The sequence below is a fragment of the Roseovarius ramblicola genome (assembly GCF_042430665.1).
Classification (GTDB): domain Bacteria; phylum Pseudomonadota; class Alphaproteobacteria; order Rhodobacterales; family Rhodobacteraceae; genus Roseovarius; species Roseovarius ramblicola.
The window spans coordinates 192053-209102 of record NZ_JBHMEC010000009.1 but is presented as its reverse complement, the minus strand read 5'-3'; the positions used below and the strand labels follow the sequence as shown (position 1 = coordinate 209102).

12 protein-coding genes are annotated in these 17050 nt (G+C 68.6%); 3 read left to right on the top strand and 9 right to left on the bottom strand.

The window, feature by feature from the left end:
• Positions 1 to 1899 (bottom strand): FecR domain-containing protein (locus ACFFU4_RS06365; RefSeq protein WP_377068219.1); only part of this gene is annotated, 1899 nt, incomplete at its 3' end.
• Positions 1900 to 2276: 377 nt separating this feature from the next.
• On the opposite strand from ACFFU4_RS06365, the gene ACFFU4_RS06360 reads away from it, so the two are divergent.
• Complete coding sequence (locus tag ACFFU4_RS06360; RefSeq protein WP_377068217.1) at positions 2277 to 4499, top strand: CHASE2 domain-containing protein; 2223 nt, start codon at positions 2277 to 2279, stop codon at positions 4497 to 4499.
• 15 nt (positions 4500 to 4514) lie between these two features.
• Here ACFFU4_RS06360 and ACFFU4_RS06355 read toward each other — a convergent pair whose 3' ends face one another.
• The 6 genes from ACFFU4_RS06355 to ACFFU4_RS06330 all read right to left on the bottom strand — a co-directional run bounded on the left by ACFFU4_RS06355 (position 4515) and on the right by ACFFU4_RS06330 (position 10898).
• Positions 4515 to 5840, bottom strand: a complete 1326-nt coding sequence (locus ACFFU4_RS06355; RefSeq protein WP_377068215.1) for an HlyD family type I secretion periplasmic adaptor subunit — start codon at positions 5838 to 5840, stop codon at positions 4515 to 4517.
• A 4-nt stretch (positions 5841 to 5844) separates the two neighbouring features.
• Positions 5845 to 8058: a type I secretion system permease/ATPase gene (locus ACFFU4_RS06350; RefSeq protein ID WP_377068213.1), complete on the bottom strand. Its 2214-nt coding sequence runs from the start codon at positions 8056 to 8058 to the stop codon at positions 5845 to 5847.
• The gene (locus tag ACFFU4_RS06345; protein WP_377068211.1) at positions 8055 to 9470 is read right to left on the bottom strand and encodes a TolC family protein; all 1416 of its coding nucleotides are present in this window, start codon (positions 9468 to 9470) and stop codon (positions 8055 to 8057) included. The genes ACFFU4_RS06350 and ACFFU4_RS06345 overlap by 4 nt, the downstream gene beginning before the upstream one ends.
• A gap of 105 nt (positions 9471 to 9575) precedes the next feature.
• Positions 9576 to 9956 (bottom strand): DUF3307 domain-containing protein, encoded by a 381-nt coding sequence (locus ACFFU4_RS06340; protein WP_377068209.1) that lies wholly within the window; start codon positions 9954 to 9956, stop codon positions 9576 to 9578.
• Positions 9953 to 10093, bottom strand: coding sequence for a hypothetical protein (locus ACFFU4_RS06335; RefSeq protein WP_377068207.1), 141 nt, complete (start codon positions 10091 to 10093; stop codon positions 9953 to 9955). Before ACFFU4_RS06335 ends, ACFFU4_RS06340 begins: the two co-directional genes overlap by 4 nt.
• 124 nt (positions 10094 to 10217) lie before the next feature.
• Complete coding sequence (locus tag ACFFU4_RS06330; protein WP_377068205.1) at positions 10218 to 10898, bottom strand: cyclic nucleotide-binding domain-containing protein; 681 nt, start codon at positions 10896 to 10898, stop codon at positions 10218 to 10220.
• 377 nt (positions 10899 to 11275) lie between these two features.
• Here ACFFU4_RS06330 and ACFFU4_RS06325 point away from each other — a divergent pair, with 377 nt between their 5' ends.
• A complete protein-coding gene (locus ACFFU4_RS06325; protein WP_377068203.1) occupies positions 11276 to 12559 on the top strand; it encodes an ABC1 kinase family protein in 1284 nt (427 codons plus the stop codon).
• A gap of 117 nt (positions 12560 to 12676) precedes the next feature.
• Entirely contained in the window at positions 12677 to 14509 is a 1833-nt protein-coding gene (locus ACFFU4_RS06320; RefSeq protein WP_377068201.1) for an SLC13 family permease, read from the top strand.
• Between the two features lie 148 nt (positions 14510 to 14657).
• Here the strand turns inward: ACFFU4_RS06320 and ACFFU4_RS06315 are convergent, their stop codons facing one another.
• Positions 14658 to 15527: a universal stress protein gene (locus ACFFU4_RS06315; RefSeq protein ID WP_377068199.1), complete on the bottom strand. Its 870-nt coding sequence runs from the start codon at positions 15525 to 15527 to the stop codon at positions 14658 to 14660.
• 12 nt (positions 15528 to 15539) lie between these two features.
• A complete protein-coding gene (locus ACFFU4_RS06310) occupies positions 15540 to 17030 on the bottom strand; it encodes a SulP family inorganic anion transporter (protein WP_377068197.1) in 1491 nt (496 codons plus the stop codon).
• Between the last annotated feature and the right edge of the window lie 20 nt (positions 17031 to 17050).

Below are 17050 nucleotides of genomic sequence, written 5' to 3'. Positions count from 1 at the left end.
GGCGGTGCCCTCGGCGGGGTCGCCGGTGATGGCGTAGCCGAGGGTGGTGCCGGTGTTGTCGCTGTCGATATCGGCACCGAGCGTCGCGAGGTCCACGTCGACGGACGGCCCGTCCTCGACCGCCGCGAGAGTGTCGGCGGCGAGCGCTGGCCCATCGTTGGTGCCGGTGACGGTGACGGTGACGTCATTGGTGGCGGTGTCGCCATGGGCGTCGGTGGCGGTGATCCCGATGGTGACGTCGCGGGTTTCGCCCTGGGCGAGGTCCTGGAAGGCCGCGCCGGGGGCGAAGCTGAGGGTGGTGCCGGAGATGCTGGCGGTGCCCTCGGCGGGGTCGCCGGTGATGGCGTAGCCGAGGGTGGTGCCGGTGTTGTCGCTGTCGGCATCGGAGCCGAGGGTGGCGAGGTTGAACGTCACCGCCGCGTCTTCGACCGTTGCCAGGGCACCTGGGGCGAACGTGGGCGCATCGTTGACGCCGGTGACGGTGACGGTGAGGGAGCCGGTATCGGTGATGTCGCCGGACGTGGCGGTGAAGTCGATGATGACGTCACGCTGCTCCCCCTCGGCGAGGTCCTGATAGGCCGGGTCGGTCGCATCCAGAGTATAGCTGCCGTCCGCTGCGAAAATCACGCCGGGCGGGAGGGACCCCTCGCCGTTCGTGGGCGAGAAGGTGGCAGGGTCGGGTGCGCCGTCGCCGTCGAGATCGTTGGTGACGATGGCGCCGGAGATCAACCTGTCCTCGGTTCCTGCGCCCGTGGCATCGGGGGCAAGGCGGGCATCGTCATCGCTGTCGAGCTTGTTGGGATCAATGCCGAAATCGGGAAAGGTCGTGGTGCCGTCCTGCCCCTCGTTTTCGCCATCGGAACCGTCATCTTCGCCTTCACCCGAGCCGTCGCCGCCGCTGGGAGCGAGATTGACGTCGCCGCTGCCGGCGCGGCTGCCGCCACTGTCGAGTTCGACGAAGGTCTCCCCGGCCTCCAGGCGCGCCAGAGCGGTGGCATAGGCCCTCGCGGCGTCGGCGAGGATGTCGGAATCACTGGCAAAGTCGCTGGCGGTGCGCTCGATCTCGAAGGGCTGGCCGCCAACGGGCACCAGCCACTTGGTATCGGTCGCGGTGATGGTGGCGATCTCGTTATCGTTGAGATCGGAGACGACGATCTCGCCCAGACCACCATCGGGATCGGTGTTGAGCGACACCTCGACGGTGGTGACGCCGTCGATCGTCTGGACATCCACGAGCACCGTGGTCCCGCGGATGCCCATGGTGGCGGAGGGCGTGGTTACGTCCATGTCGCCGGTCTTGGCAACCTGTCCGGCAATGAAGACGAAGCTCCCTTCGACAAGGCTGAACGCGGCAGAATTCTCTTCGGAGTCAGTGGAATAGATGAGCTCATCCAGAACCATTCGCGAGCCCGAGGCAAGCGTGAATATCGTGCCGTCGGCAAAGGTGAGCGATACGTTGCCGCCGGGGTCGGTGATCACGACATCGTTCTGGTAGACCTTGGCCCCGACCTCAAGCTCGACCACGGTGCCATCGCTGCGTTGCGCGCGGGCGGTCCCCTCGAGCGTTTCGACCTGCCCGATGGGAATGCCCTGCGGGACGGCACCGGCCTGCGCGTACTGGCCGGGGGCCTCGGGACCGGCGAGGCGGTCCACCACCGCGCCGCGCAGGGTGGCACCGTCGGGGGTGGTCAGGTCGGCGGGGGTGCCATCGGCGAAATAATCCACCACCCGGATGTCCGCGGATCCCGGATTTTTCAGAACCAGATCAGTGCCTTCGCGGGAGAAATCGGCGGAGAAGAGAAGCGCCGGGTCCTGTATGGTGACGGCCTCGCCATCGCTGCTGCGGAGAACGATGTCGGGACCGTCCTGCGACCCGTCAATTGAGCCTGAAAATCTCATAAATCACCTTTTCGCGGTGTGAGTATTCAAGATGATATAGATGAATCCGGGATTCGTACAAGGATTCTGATGCCCCGCCCGCGTCACGATGCGGTCACCGGACGGGCTCTTCATCCGCGAGACCGCCGCCCGCGGTCCGGCAGGCAAAGACGGGGGCGGTATCCTGTCGGTAAACTGTCGGTATTCCGTCGGCGCCGCCGACACCCGTCGCACCGGCACGGGCGCAGGGCCTTCGGGCGCGGAACGACCGGCCCCCCTGTCGCGCCGGAGGGCCCGGCGGCGATTTACGGGTTGACCGGGACGGCGCGGCGATTTCTGGTGAGGCGAGCGACGCGTCCGCCGGGGGCGGGGCGCGCGGAACGGGAAAGGGAGACAGGATGCTGCGGGCCGCGCTGCGCCGGATCGGACCCGGACGCCTCGCCGGGTTGGCGCTGCTGGCGGTGCTGCTGGTGCTGCGGGTCGCGGACCCGCCCGCGGTATCGGGGCTGCGCAACGCGGCGTTCGATTTCTATCAGCAGGTCAGGCCGCGCGCCCCGGAGCCGGTGCCGGTCACGATCCTCGATATCGACGATCCCAGCATCGAGGAATTCGGCCAATGGCCGTGGCCGCGCAGCCGCGTGGCGGAGATGGTGAACAAGGTCGCGGCGGCGGGCGCGGTGGCGATCGCCTTCGACATCGTGTTTGCCGAGCCCGACCGGCTGTCGCCCGCGCAGGTGGCGCGCGACAACCCGGCGCTGCCGGAGGAGGTGCGCGCGCGGCTGCGGTCGCTGCCCGACAATGACGCCATGCTGGCCCGCGCCATGCGGCAGACGCGGGTGATCACGGGCCAGACGAGCGTCCGCAGCGCCCGCGCGAACCGCGAGGAAAAGGCCAAGATGCGCACGGTGCCGCACGCGATCATGGGGGCCGATCCGCGACCGTTCCTGCCGCGGTTTCCCGACGTGGTGCGCAATCTCGACATTCTGGAGGCGGCGGCGGCGGGGCGCGGGGTGTTCAGCGTGCGGCCCGATCCCGACGGCATCTACCGGCGGGTGCCGATGGTGATGCTGGTGCAGGACACCATCCGGCTGGGCCTGTCGCCGGAATTGCTGCGCGTGGCCACGGGGGGCAATGCCTTTGCCGTGCGCAGCAACGAGGCGGGGGTCGACGGCGTGGTGCTGGGCGGCAGGATGATCCGCACCGGGCCGGACGGCAGCGTGTGGCCCTACCTGACGCCAAGCCTGCCGGGGCGCTATGTATCGGCGGGCGACGTGCTGGCCGACCGGGTGCCGCCGGGGCGGCTGGCCGGGCAACTGGTGCTGGTGGGTACCTCGGCGATCGGGCTGGAGGATTTCCGGCCCACGCCGCTGGGCGAGCCGATGGCGGGGGTGGAGATACACGCGCAGCTTCTGGAGAACATCCTGACTGACACGTTGCTCAACCGCCCCAACTATGCCGTGGCGGTGGAACTGGTGACGGTCCTTGTGCTGTCGGGGCTGGCGATCGTGCTGGTGCCGGTGATCGGCGCGCGGCTGATCATCGCGCTGGCGGTGGTGCTTCTGGGCGGGTATTCGGGGCTGTCGTATTACCTGTTCCAAGAGATGCGGCTCCTGATCGATCCGACCTGGCCGGTGCTGGGCACGGTGCTGACGCTGATGCTGATGTCGAGCGCCAATTACCTGCGCGAGGAACGCCAGAAACAGCAGATCCGGGGCGCGTTCGGGCAATATGTCTCGCCCGATCTGGTGGCCCGGCTTCAGGAAAGCCCCGAGGCGCTGACCCTGGGCGGCGAGCGGCGCGAGCTGACGGTGCTGTTCTCGGACGTGCGCGGCTTCACCACGCTGGCCGAGGGGTTCCGCGACGATCCGCCGGGGCTGACCGCGCTGATGAACAGCTTTCTCACCGTGCTGTCGCGGGCGATCCTGCGCGAGGGCGGCACCATCGACAAGTTCATGGGCGATGCGGTGATGGCGTTCTGGAACGCGCCGCTCGACGCGCCGGACCATGCCGCCGCCGGCTGCCGTGCCGCGCTGGCGATGCGCGCGGATGTGGCGACGCTGAACGCCGAGCGCGCGCGCGCAGCGGAGGAGTCGGGGGGCGAGGCGCTGCCGATCAACGTGGGCATCGGGCTCAATACCGGCGATTGCGTGGTCGGCAACATGGGCAGCGACATGCGCTTCGACTATACCGCGCTGGGGGATGCGGTGAACCTCGCGTCGCGGCTGGAGGGGCAGTCCAAGCCCTACGGTCTGGGCATCATCCTGGGGTCGGCGACGGCGCGGGCGGTCGAGGGCCGGTTCGCCCTGATCGAACTGGACCTGCTGCGCGTGAAGGGCAAGATGGAGCCCGAGCAGGTGTTCGGGCTGATGGGCGACGCGGCGATGCTGGCGCGCCCCGAATTCGCCGCGCTGGAGGCGGCCAATGCGCAGATGCGCGCGGCCTATGCGGCGCAGGACTGGGACGAGGCGGAGGCCGCGCTCGACCGGCTGGAGGCGGCGGGCGGGCCGCTGGACATCGATCTTTCGGGGTATGCCGCGCTCTATCGCCGGCGGTTCGAGGTGCTGCGCGCCGAGCCGCCGGGCGCGGGCTGGGACGGGGTGCACGTGGCCACCGACAAGTAGGCCCGCGCGCCGCGCTCAGCGTTCGCGCAGGGCCTCGGACTGCGCGCGCCGCAGCGGGCGCGACAGGTAATCGAGCACCGTCTTGCGCCCGGTCAGGATATCGACCTGCGCCACCATGCCCGGGCTGATCGGAAGGGGCGTGCCGTCGTCGGCCTCGAGCGCGCTTTCCCGCGTGCGGACCATGACGCGGAAGAACTCGGTGCCCTCGCTGTCCTCGACCGTGTCGGCACCGATGCGCTGCACCGTGCCGTCGAGCGCGCCGTAGACGAGGTAATCATAGGCGGTGATCTTGACCGACGCGGCATCTCCGGGGCGGATGAAGGCCACGTCGCCGGGGCGGATGCGGGCCTCGATCAGCAACTGGTCGTCGCGCGGGACAAGCTCGACGAGGGGGGCACCGGGCTGTACCACCGCGCCGATGGTGGTGACGTGCACGGTGTTGACCGTGCCGTTGACGGGGGCGCGCAGGCTGGTGCGCGAGACCTTTTCGGTGGCCGCGCGCAGCGCCTCGCGCAGGACGGCGAGATCGCCGTTGATCCGGGCGAGCCGTTCGCGCGCGGTCAGCACGTAGCCGGTGCGCGCCGCGCGGATCTGGCTCTCGGCCTCGTCGATGGCGGCGCTCAGGCCGGGCAGGCGGGCGCGGGATACCGCAAGCTCGCCCTCCAGCTCGGCCATGCGGCTTTGCAGGCGCAACAGCTCGATCCGCGGGACCGCGCCGCTCTCGACGAGGCCGCCGGTCAGCTCGATTTCCTCGGTCAGCGGTGCGATCTGGGTTTCGAGCTTGGTGACGGTCGCCTCCAGTTCGCGCAGGCCCGACTGCCGCTGCGAGAGCTTGTTGCGCAGCACCGACAATTCGCTCTCCAACTGCGCGCGGCGCGACAGGAACACCTCGCGTTCGGCGGCGGTCGCGCCGGGGGCGCGGTCCGCCAGCCCGTCGGGGAATTCGAGGGTTTCGCCACCCTGTGCCTCGGCCCCGGCGCGCGCCGCCTCGGCGATCAGCGCGGCCTCGCGCTCGCGCAGCTCGCCGCGTTCGGCACCGGCGGAGGTATCGTCGATCCGCATTAGCACGTCGCCCTTGCGCACCACGTCGCCCTCGCGCACCCCGATCTCCGCGACGATGCCGCCCTCGAGGCTCTGGACCACCTGAATCTGGCTGGTCGGCACCACGCGACCGGTGCCGCGGGTGACCTCCTCGATCCGGTAGAGCGCGGCCCAGGCGACAAAGGCGGCGATGCCGCCGGCGATCAGCAGGAGCAGAAGCCATGGCCCGCGGCCGCGGCCGCGCGGGCGGTCGGCGGTGGCGTCGTTGACGAAATCCTCTTCTGTCCGCGGTCCGAACATCCGCTCACTCCGCCGCGCGGCGGGACGCGGCCTGCCTGAGTTGCGCGACCACCTCCTCGCGCGGGCCGTCGAGGATCTTGCGACCGTGGTCGATCACCATCCAGCGGCGCGCCAGATCGGCCAGCGCCGGGCGGTGGGTGCACAGCACCAGCGTCGTCCCGGCGGCGTTCAGGTCGCGCAGGCGCGTCACCACCTCGGCCTCCATGTCGCGGTCCATGGCGTTGGTGGGCTCGTCGAGGAACAGGAGTTTGGGCTGCCGCAGCAGCAGCCGCGCCAGCGCCAGCCCCTGCCGCTGCCCGCCGGAAAGCTGCGCGCCCCGCTCGCCGATGAACCGGTCGAGCCCCTCGGGGTCGTCCTTGACGAAACGCTCCATCGCGGCGAGGTGCAGGGCGGTCTCGATCCCGGACTCGGTGGCGTGGGGCCGCCCGATCACCAGGTTCTCGCGCAGGGTGCCGGTGAACAGTTCGGGCTCCTGCGGCATGTAGCCCACCCCGGCGCGCAGTTCCGCCGGGTCATACTGTGCCGCCCCGCGCCCGTCGATCAGCAGCGTGCCGCTGTCGGGGGCCAGCAGCCCGCAGAGCAGCTTGCCCAGCGTGCTCTTGCCCGAGCCGACGCGGCCCAGCAGCGCGATGCATTCGCCCGGCGCGATGTCGAGCGTGACCGATTGCAGCGCGTCCGCCCCGGCGCCGGGATAGCGGTAGGTGACCTCGGAGAGGCTGGCGGCACCCCGGTTCACGCGGGCGCTGCTGTGGACGGCGGTGCCGCGTTCGGGGGCGACCTTCATGAATTGCGACAGGGCGCGCATCGCCCGGAGCGCGTAATGCGCGCGGAATATCGTCTGCGCGATGGTGCCCAGCGGGGCGAGCGCGCGCCCCGCCAGAATGTTGGCCGCGATCAGCGCGCCGACGGTGATCCGCCCCTCGGCCACGAGGTAGACGCCCCAGACGATGATCGCCACGCTCACCCCCTGCTGGATCATCTGGGTGCCCGAGGCGGCGAAGCCCGACCAGAACCGGCTGCGCCCGCTGATGCGCGCGGTGGCGGCGCTGGCGCGATCCCATTCGCGCTGCATCACCGGCTCGGCGTTGAGGGTCTTGATGGTTTCCAGCCCCATCAGCGATTCCACCAGCACCGCCTGCCGCCGCCCGGCCAGCGCCTGCGCGGTCCCCGCCGCGCGCCCCATCGGAAGCTGTGCCACGATGGCGAGGACCAGGACGATGGGCACCGCGACCAGCGGCACGATCGCCAGCGGCCCGACGATCATCCAGAGCACGAAGATGAACAGGCCGATGAACATCAGGTCGATCAGCGACACGAAGCTGGCGGAGCCGAAGAATTCGCGCACCGCCTCGAAATCGCGGATATGGCTCGCGAGCCCCGCAGCACCACCGGGCCGGTCGGCCACCCGCAGGCTGAGCGCGTGGGCGAAGAGCGTGGCCGCGATGCCGGTATCGAGCCGCCGGCCGACGGTTTCCAGAACGCCGGTCCTGAGGCTGCGCAGCGCCAGATCCAGCCCGATCGCCAGCGCCACCCCGATGGCCAGCGTCCACAGGGTGACATAGGCGAGGTTGGGGATCACCTTGTCGTAGACATTCATCACGAAGATCGGCAGCGCCAGCCCCAGAACGTTGATCAGCAGCGCGGCGATGACCACCTGCATCCAGCCGGCGCGGTTGTCGCGCATCGGCCCCCAGAACCAGTGGCGGGGCCGGTCCTGCGCCCCGGCCTCGAGCCGCCGGTCGACGAGGTCGTCGCGCACCGAGACCAGCATGGCCTCGGGCCGGACTCGCCGGGCGAGCCTGCGCAGCCGGACCTCGCGTTCGGGGGCGTCCTGCGCGGGGTCGAGGACGCGCGCGTTGCGCCGGTCCGGCGAGAAACCGAGGAGGATCAGGGGATCGCCGCCCTTGCGGTCGAACAGGATGCAGGGCAGCACCGCCGGGTCGATCTGGCGCAGCTTGCGCAGCACGAGACGGGATTTCATGCCCGCGGTGGCGAGGGCGCGGGCCAGCGTGTCGGGATCGCGGGCGTCGAACCCGGCGGGCATGCGCGCGCGCACCGCCTCGGGGCTCCACGGCCTGCCGTGATGGCGGGCCAGCCATCCGGCGGCCTCCAGCCCGGGTATCGGATCGCTGTCGTCCCCGGCGACGGTCTCGGTCCCGGTCTCTGCTGTGCGCCGCCCGGGTGCCCCGGCGGAGGCGGACCCGGCGGCCGGTGTCATCTCAGGGCCCTGATCTCTGTCTTGAAGATCCCGGTGGCGCGGGGGGCCTGTTGCGCGCGAGCGGCGAAATCGGGTTCGAGCGGGACATCGGCCGGCTCGACATCGAAATGCGCGGCAAGTCGGCTCTGGGCGGCGAGGATACGGTACTGGTTGAAGGTAAAGCTGGCCTCGGCGCTCACGTTCTCGAACAGCACGTTGAAGTAGGTCCGTTCCGCGTCGAGCACGTCGAGCAGGCTGCGGGTGCCGGCGAGGAACTGATCCTGGTATTGCGCGGAGGTCTTGCGCGCCGCCGAGACGCGCCGGTCCAGGAGCACCGTGCGCTCGATGCTGGTATGGTAGGCATTCCAGCTCCGTTCGGCCATCTCGCGGACATCGCGGACCACTTCGCGGCGTTCTTCCTCGGCCTGCAGGGTGCGCTGCTGGAGCGCGCGGCGGCGCGCGTCGCGGCCGCCGGCGAAAAGCTCCCAATCCAGCCGCAGGCCGACAAAGGCGTCGGTTTCCGCGCCCGCGGAGCCTGCCACGTCCTCGCCCGCGCGGACACCGGCCTGAAGCGTCACCTGCGGCTTCTCGTCGGCGGTGGTGATGCCCTGGCGGAAGCGCGTCTGCGCGATCCTCTGACCGGCACCCTTGAGGCGGAAACTGTTGCGCAGGCTGTGCAGCACCATGTCCTTTTTGGTCATCGGCAGATCGCCGACCGCGGGCACCGGCTCGGTGCCGCCGGGATCATGGCCGATCACGGCCCGGTAGCGCGCGGCGGTATCCGCCATCGCGCGCTGCACTTCGAGCCGTGACAGGCGCGCCGCCAGCAGCCGCTCCTGTACCTCGAACCGGTCGCTGACCGGCAGCTTGCCGCCATCGACCAGCTCGTCCACCTGCCGCCCGATATCCCGGTGGCGGGCGATGTTGCGGTTGGCGACGTTCAGAAGCCTGCTGTGCCGGGCCAGATCGACATACGCCTCCACGGCGTTGAGCGCCATGGTCTCGGACGCGTCGAGCAGGCCGAAGATCGATTCATCCAGCCGCGAGGCGTTGCGGTAGACCAGGTTGGCGCGGCGGTAGCCGTCGAACAGGGTCAGCTCGGCGGTGAGGCTGATTTCGCGGTTGAACTTGGTGTCCTCGTTGTCGGATGGGGTGAGCCGCTCGGGGTCGTCGAACCGCTCGGCACCGGCCTCGCCGCGCAGGAACAGGCGCGGCTGATACTCGCCGCGCAGTTGCAAGAGCTCCAGCGCCGACGCCTTGACATCGGCGTTCGCGGCGCGTCCGGTGGGGTTCGTTGTCACCGCGGCGCGCACCGCGTCCGCGAGGCTTTCGGCGGCGGCAGGGCGGACCAGCCCCGGGGCGAATGCGAGGCAGGCCGCAAGCGCCGGAATCAGGCCCCGCGCGCCCAGACGGAATGATTCTGTCAGCGTCATAAAAAGATCTCCGGAACTTTATTATGACATCTTCGGTCAGATTAGGTCAAAGTCAATGAAAACAAGAATTAGCCATCCGGACGGCACAATATACGGGTGCAAAAATCACACAATAGACACCGCCAGCCAGAGGATCGCCACATAAGTGGCCTGGTGGGCGAACTGGTCCAGTCCGGTGAGCGCCCAGAAACCCTTTTGCTGGGGGGTCTGCTCCCATCGGTACAGAAGCCGGTCCTTGGTCCAGTCGATGTGGTAATGCAGGACGAACTCCGCCGCCGCGATGGCAAGGACCGTGAGGACCGTCAGCGGCGTCCAGATCAGCACCGGTACGGTCAGCAGGCTGTGCATCCCGGCATGTGCGATGCCGCCCGGATGGCCGTAGCTGCCCTTGTTGTGAACCATCCATCCGGACTGCCAGATGAAATCCGCCAGCAGGTGCTTGATCTCGAAAAGAAGCATGAGGATCAGCAGGGTATTGGCTGTCATGACTGGTTCCCCAGCAGCTTGTTGGTCCGGTCGGGCCGCTCGGCCAGGGTGATGGCGACGCTCCGGTGCAGTGCGGCGGCGGGATCGGGCGCGTCGGCCACGGTCTCTCGCGTCAGCGTCTCGCTTGCGAGATACACGACGGCGTCGGTGTCCGCAATCACGTCGGCGGTGCGCGGCAGGCCGGCATGGCCTGTGATCGCGACGCCCCCCGCGCGCACGGATTGCGCGATTGCGCGGATGCGCGGCGGTTGTCGCGCGCGCTCATTCGGCGGCGGGCTTGCTGGTCATCCGGGTATTGGCCTCGATCAGCTTGCGTTTGACCGCCGCGTTCAGGTTCTGCTCCAGAAAGGCGCGGAATTCCGAATCGGTGCGGCTGATGCGGCGCAGGGCATCCCCGGAGACGGAGAAGACGCGCGCCCCGGCCTCGATCCTGACCGTGGCCGAGGCGGGCCCCGGCTCCATCACGTTCATCTCGCCGACGAAGCCTTCGCGGATCTCGGCGACCTTGCTGCCGCCGAGATAGACGCCCGCCAGACCGTCGCGGATGAAATGCAACTGCGCGACCTCCTCGCCCTCGCGGGTCAGGTCCACGCCGGGCCGCGCATCGCGCCACACGCCGGTGTCGAGAAAGCGCCGCGCCATCGCCCTGGGCATGGTCGGCAGCCCGTGGCTCAGGAGGTCCGCCTCCTCCTCGGTGAACCGCAGGCGGTGGTTCTGCAGGAAGACGCGGGTGATGCCGACGAGGCTGATCAGGACCCAGGATCCCTGGATGATCGCGGAGGCGAGGTTGAAGTTAGCGGACAGGCTGACCAGGACGCAAATCGCCGCGACCATGTTGAGCGACGCATAGCGGTATCCGCTGCCCCGGATGTAGCCGAGTTGCAGACAGATATAGGCCCCGAGGTAGATGGCGACGCCGAGATAGCCTGCCCAATCATACACATAAGTATCAAGAGACGGCACCATGACCCCCTTGCGTTGCGGTCGGGCAACCGGGTACAGGCTGCTTCATCCCAATGCCATAACACCGGTTTTCTGGCAAGTCTGGATCAAAGCGCAACCGGGCCCGTGGCATCGTCCGGCGATGCGCCCGCTGCCGCCCGCAGGCGGCAGCGGCAGCATCATCCGCCTGCGCAACGCATCCAACCGCCGGGGCCAGCCGTATCTGATCCGGTGCGCATGGTCGGGTGCGACCGGACGCGCCGCGTTTGCGCATCCGGTGTCCGGCGCGCGTCCGAAGAGGCCCCGGCGCCCGGGGCGTCGAACACGAAAGGTGCTTGCCGGTGTACAGGAAACCCGCCTCGTCGCGTCCTCTCGCGGTGCCCTCAGGCAGGGCCAGCCGCCTCGCGCGGCTGGGCTCCATGACGGCGGGCATCGCGGGGTCGATGGCGGTCGGCGCGCTGACCGGGCTGGGCCGCGGCACGCGGCCAGAGATGCGCCGCCTGCTGATGACACCGGGAAACATGCACCGGCTGGCGGATGAGCTGTCGCGCATGCGCGGCGCGGCGATGAAGCTGGGACAACTCGTCTCGATGGACGCGGGCGAACTGTTGCCGCCGGAGCTCGCCGCGATCATGGCGCGGCTGCGCGATCAGGCGCATTTCATGCCGCCGAAGCAACTGAAACAGGTGCTGACGCGCAACTGGGGGCCTCAATGGCTGCGCTCCTTTCGCAGCTTCGATGTACACCCTGTCGCCGCCGCCAGCATCGGGCAGGTGCACCGCGCCAGCCTGCGGGACGGGCGCGAGGTGGCGGTCAAGGTGCAGTATCCGGGCATCGCCCGCAGCATCGACAGCGACGTCGCCAATGTCGGCGCGCTGATCCGGATGTCTGGCCTGCTGCCCGCCGGGTTCGACCTTGCCCCCTATATGGAGCAAGCGCGCAAGCAGCTTCACGAAGAGACGGATTACCTGCGCGAGGGCGCCCATCTGAGACGGTTTGCCGGGCTGCTGAAGGACAGCGGCAGCTTTGCGCTGCCGGCGTTTCACGAGGACTGGAGCACGCGCGAGATCCTCACCATGACATACCTGCGCGGCGATCCCGTCGAGCGCGCCGCCGATGCCCCGCAGGCGGAGCGCAACCGCCTTGTCACGGCGCTGATCGACCTGACCCTGCGCGAGGTGTTCGAGTTCGGGGTGATGCAGAGCGATCCCAATTTCGCCAATTACCGCGTCGATCCCGCGACCGGACGGATCATCCTGCTGGATTTCGGCGCGACGCGTCACCTCGACCCCGCCATTGTCGATGGGTATTGCGGGCTCATGCGGGCGGGGCTGGCGGGGGATGCGGCGGCGCTGCGCCGGTCGGCGACGGCGTTGCGCCTCATCGACGGCGGCGGGGCGTTCGACGACCGTATCCTTGCGATGACCGGGGCCGTTTTCGAGGCGATTCGCGACCGGGCCGATTTCGATTTCACCGACACCGCGCTGTCGCGGAGGCTCAACGCGGAGGGCGTGGCGCTGGCGGAGGCGGGCTATGTTCCGCCGCCGTTGCCGATGGATGTGCTCTATCTCCAGCGCAAGTTCGGCGGGATGTTCCTGCTGGGATCGCGGCTTGGCGCGGTGCTGCCGGTCGCGGCGCTCATCCGGCGCCATCTGGGCTGAGGCCGGTGGTGATGCGGATTTGACGCGCCACCGCGAATGCGCGATGGATCTGCAAGGTCGGCGCGCAGTCTGCGGCGATGCAACCTGCGACGTGACATTTCGTGAAAGACCGCCCGCGTGACCACTGACCAGATGCTCATCTTCTCGATCCTCGGCGCGACCATGGGGCTGTTCCTGTGGGGCCGCTTTCGCCATGATGTGGTGGCGCTGGCCGCGCTCATGGCGAGCGTGATCGCCGGGCTGGTGCCCGCCGGGGCGGCGTTCGCGGGGTTCGGCCACCCGGCGGTGATCACCGTGGCCTGCGTGCTGATCCTCAGCCAGGGCCTTCAGAACACCGGCGCGGTAGACTGGCTGGCGCGCAGCGCGCTGCCGCGCGATGCGGGGCGGACGACCGGGATGCTCGCGCTGATGGGGCTGGGGGCCGCGCTCTCGGGGTTCATGAACAACGTGGGCGCGATGGCGCTGCTGATGCCGGTCGCGGTGCAGCTTGCCGACCGGCTCGACCTTAGCCCCGGTCAGGTACTGATGCCGCTGGCCTTCGGCACGATCCTGGGGGGCATGACCACGCTGATCGGCACGCCGCCCAACCTGATCGTCTCGGGGTTCCGGGCCGAGGCGGGGCTGGGGCATTTCTCGATGTTCGACTTTGCCCCCATCGGCGTGACGATGGCGGTGATCGGCGTGATCTTTATCGTGGCCGCGGGGTGGCGGCTGGTGCCGGTGCGCGCGTCCGCGGCCGGTGAGGGTTTTGACACCGGGGCGTATCTGTCCGAGTTGTACGTGCCCGAAAAGAGCAAGGCCGTCGGGCTGACCCTGCGCGGCTTCGAGCGCGAGATCGAGGACAGCGGCGCGCAGATCGTCGGCCTTGTGCGCAACAGGGTCCGCATGACGGCACCGCATGGCGGCCGGCGCATCCGTGCCGGGGATATCCTCGTGGTCGAGGCCGAGGTCGATGCGCTGGCAGAGGCGCTTTCGGTCTTCGGGATCGAGATGGTGGACCCGCCCGCGGAGGCGCAGGACGGGGACGAGGACGGGGACGAGGCCGATCGCGGCACCGCCGAGGACGAGGCCGGTCACGCCCATGCGGAGAGCGAGGACATCGTCCTGCGCGAGCTTGCCGTCCTGCCCGGCTCGACCATCGCGGGACGCTCGGCAAGGGACATGAAGCTGCGCACGCGCTACGGGCTGAACCTGCTTGCCCTGTCGCGCGCCGGCCATCAGCCGCGCGCCCGCCTGCGCACGGTCAAGTTGAAGTCCGGCGATCTGCTGCTGGTCGAGGGGGCCTCGGACGCGGTCACCGGGTTCATCAACGACACCGGCTGCGTGCCGCTGGGCGCGCGCGACCTGCGCATCCCCGACAAGCGCATGGCCGCCGTTGCCGGGGCGATCATGCTGGGTGCGATCGGGATCGTCACCTTCGGGCTGCTGCCGGCCGCGGTGGCTTTTGCGCTGGGGGTGCTTGTCTCGATGGTGGCGCGCACGGTGCCGCCGAGACAGGTCTATACCGCCATCGACTGGCCGGTGATCGTGTTGCTGGCGGCGCTGATCCCGGTGGCGGGCGCGATGCAGGGCACCGGGGCGGCGGACATGCTGGCGCGTGTGCTGGTCGATATCATCGCGATGGGCAATCCCGTCGCCGCGCTGGTGGTGGTGCTGGTGACCACGATGTTCCTGTCCGACGTGATGAACAACGCCGCCACCGCCGCCGTCCTGTGCCCCGTCGCGCTGGGGATTTCGCAGACGCTGGGCGTCAATCCCGACAGCTTTCTGATGGCCGTGGCGATCGGGGCGTCCTGCGCGTTCCTGACCCCGATCGGGCATCAAAACAACACCCTGATCCTCGGGCCGGGGGGCTTTCGTTTCGGGGATTACTGGAGACTGGGCCTGCCGCTGGAGGTGCTGATCGTCACGGTCAGCGTGCCGCTGCTTCTGGTCGTGTGGCCGCTGTGACCGCCGGGCCGCGTGCCGCCTCCGGGCCTTGCGGCGGCCTGGCCGGTCCGTGCCGCCACGGCCCCCGAACAGTACAAGCCCGGAGTCGCCTATTGGTGCGGGCCGTGGTGAACCGCAAGGGGCCGGCAAGACGGTGCCGTCATGGCGGTCAGCGCATGAGGACGACGGGCACCTTGCAGCTTCGCACCATCTCGGTCGTGGTGGAGCCGATCACCAGGCTGCGGATGCGGCTGTGACCGTAGGCGCCCATCACGACCATGCCGAAGCCCTCGTCCTCGACGAGCTTGCCAAGCTCGGTTTCCGGTTGCCCCTCGATGACACGCGTGTCCGCCTCGATGCCCGCCGCCTTGAGCAATGCCCTGGCATCTTCCAGCCCCTTGCTGATGTCGGGGGTTTCGCTGCCGACCGTGACGACGGTGACCTTGAGATCCGCGAACAGCGGGCTGCGCGCGATATGATCCACCGCCTTCATCGACGAGCTGCCGCCGTCATAAGCGACAAGCACCGATTCAATGGGTTGAAACGCGCGGGAGGCGACAAGGACCGGCCGATGGGCCGCGCGCACGATGCGTTCAAGGTTCGAGCCCAGATGCCCCTTGGCAAAATCCGCCGCCTCGCCGCGCTTGCCGATCAGGATGACACGGGCGCTTTCCTCGATCCCGGTGATCGTCTCGACGATATCACCGTGGCGCAGGCGCGTGGTGATCTCGGTGATGCCGTCCTGATCGACGATCGCGCGCGCGTCTTCCAGCACGGCACGGCCGCGATGGCTGATCAATTTGGCGCGCTGCGCGTCGAGTTCGGCCAGTTCCTCCATCAGTTTCGTCCGCGCCCCGAGGCGGATCGAGCCTGAAAGGTCCTGCTTCTCGGGACCGCCCCGGCGCCCGAGAACGTGAATCAGCTCCACCGGCGCGTCGGTTCGCTTTGCGATCCAGGCCGCGTGATGACAGACGCTTTCGGAATATATCGACCCGTCCACCAGGGCGATGATCTTGTTGTTGATGATCGTGTCGTTCATGGGGTTCCTCCCTCAATGGTCCATCAACGCCTTCATCGCGCCGGGCTTGTCATGAATGGCGAGCCGGTCGACGAGGGTTTCGGTCGCGTCGTTCATGCCGACGACCTCGACCTCGGCCCCGTCACGACGGAACTTGAGGATCGCGAGGTCGAGCGCCTGCACCGAGCTGATGTCCCAGATATGCGCGCGGCTCACGTCGATGACGACGCGCTCCGGCGCCTCCCTGAAATCGAAGGCGTCCATGAAATCCTCGACCGATCCGTAGAAGAGCTGGCCCTCGACATGGTAGGTGCGCACCCGCCCGTCATCGCCGATCTCCGAGCGGACCCGGAACAGTTGCGCGATCTTGCCGGCAAAGAAGATCCCCGAAAGCAGCACACCCACCAGAACGCCGATGGCGAGGTTGTGCGTGTAGACCACGGTGACGACCGTGGCGATCATCACCACGGAAGAGGAGCGCGGATGGGTGCGCAGCGCCTTGATCGACGACCACGAGAACGTGCCGACCGAGACCATGATCATGATCGCCACCAGCGCGGCCATGGGAATGATGCTGACCAGATCGCCCAGAACGACCACCATGAACAGCAGACAGACACCCGCGGTGAAGGACGACAGCCGCCCGCGTCCGCCGGATTTGACGTTGATGATCGACTGCCCGATCATGGCACAGCCCGCCATGCCGCCGATGAACCCGGTGGCGGTATTGGCGATCCCCTGGCCGATGCATTCCTGGTTGCGGTCCGATTTCGTGTCGGTCAGGTCATCGACGATGGTCTGGGTCATCAGGCTTTCCAGAAGGCCGACGACGGCCACCGCCACCGAATAGGGCAGGATGATCATCAGCGTCTCGAAGGTGAGCGGGATCTGCGGGATGAGAAACACCGGCAGCGTGTCGGGCAGCGCGCCCATGTCGCCGACCGTGCGCACGTCGAGCCCGAGCGTGAAGGCCAGCGCGGTGAGGACGATTATGGTGACCAGCGGCGACGGGATCGCCGTCGTCAGGAGCGGAAACAGGTAGAGGATGGCGAGACCGCCCGCGACCAGCACATAGGTCAGCCACGTCACCTCACGCGGGTCCAGTTCGGGCAGTTGCGCCATGAAGATCAGGATGGCGAGCGCGTTGACGAACCCGGTCATGACGGATTTCGAGACATACCGCATGATGAAGCCCAGCCTGAGAACCCCGGCGGCGATCTGCAGCAGGCCCGCCAGGACCGTGGCCGCCAGCAGGTATTGCAGGCCGTGGTCCCTGACCAGCGTGATCATCAGGACGGCGGTCGCTGCCGTTGCCGCGGAGATCATGCCGGGTCTGCCACCGGTGATCGCGACGATCACGGCGATGGAAAAGCTGGCGTAAAGTCCGACCTTGGGATCGACGCCGGCGATGATGGAAAAGGCAATAGCCTCGGGGATGAGCGCCAGCGCCACGACCAGACCGGCCAGCAGGTCGCCGCGAACGTGTCCCAGCCACTGGCCGCGATAGGCATCGAGTGAAATCATGTCATGGGTATCCGAAACCG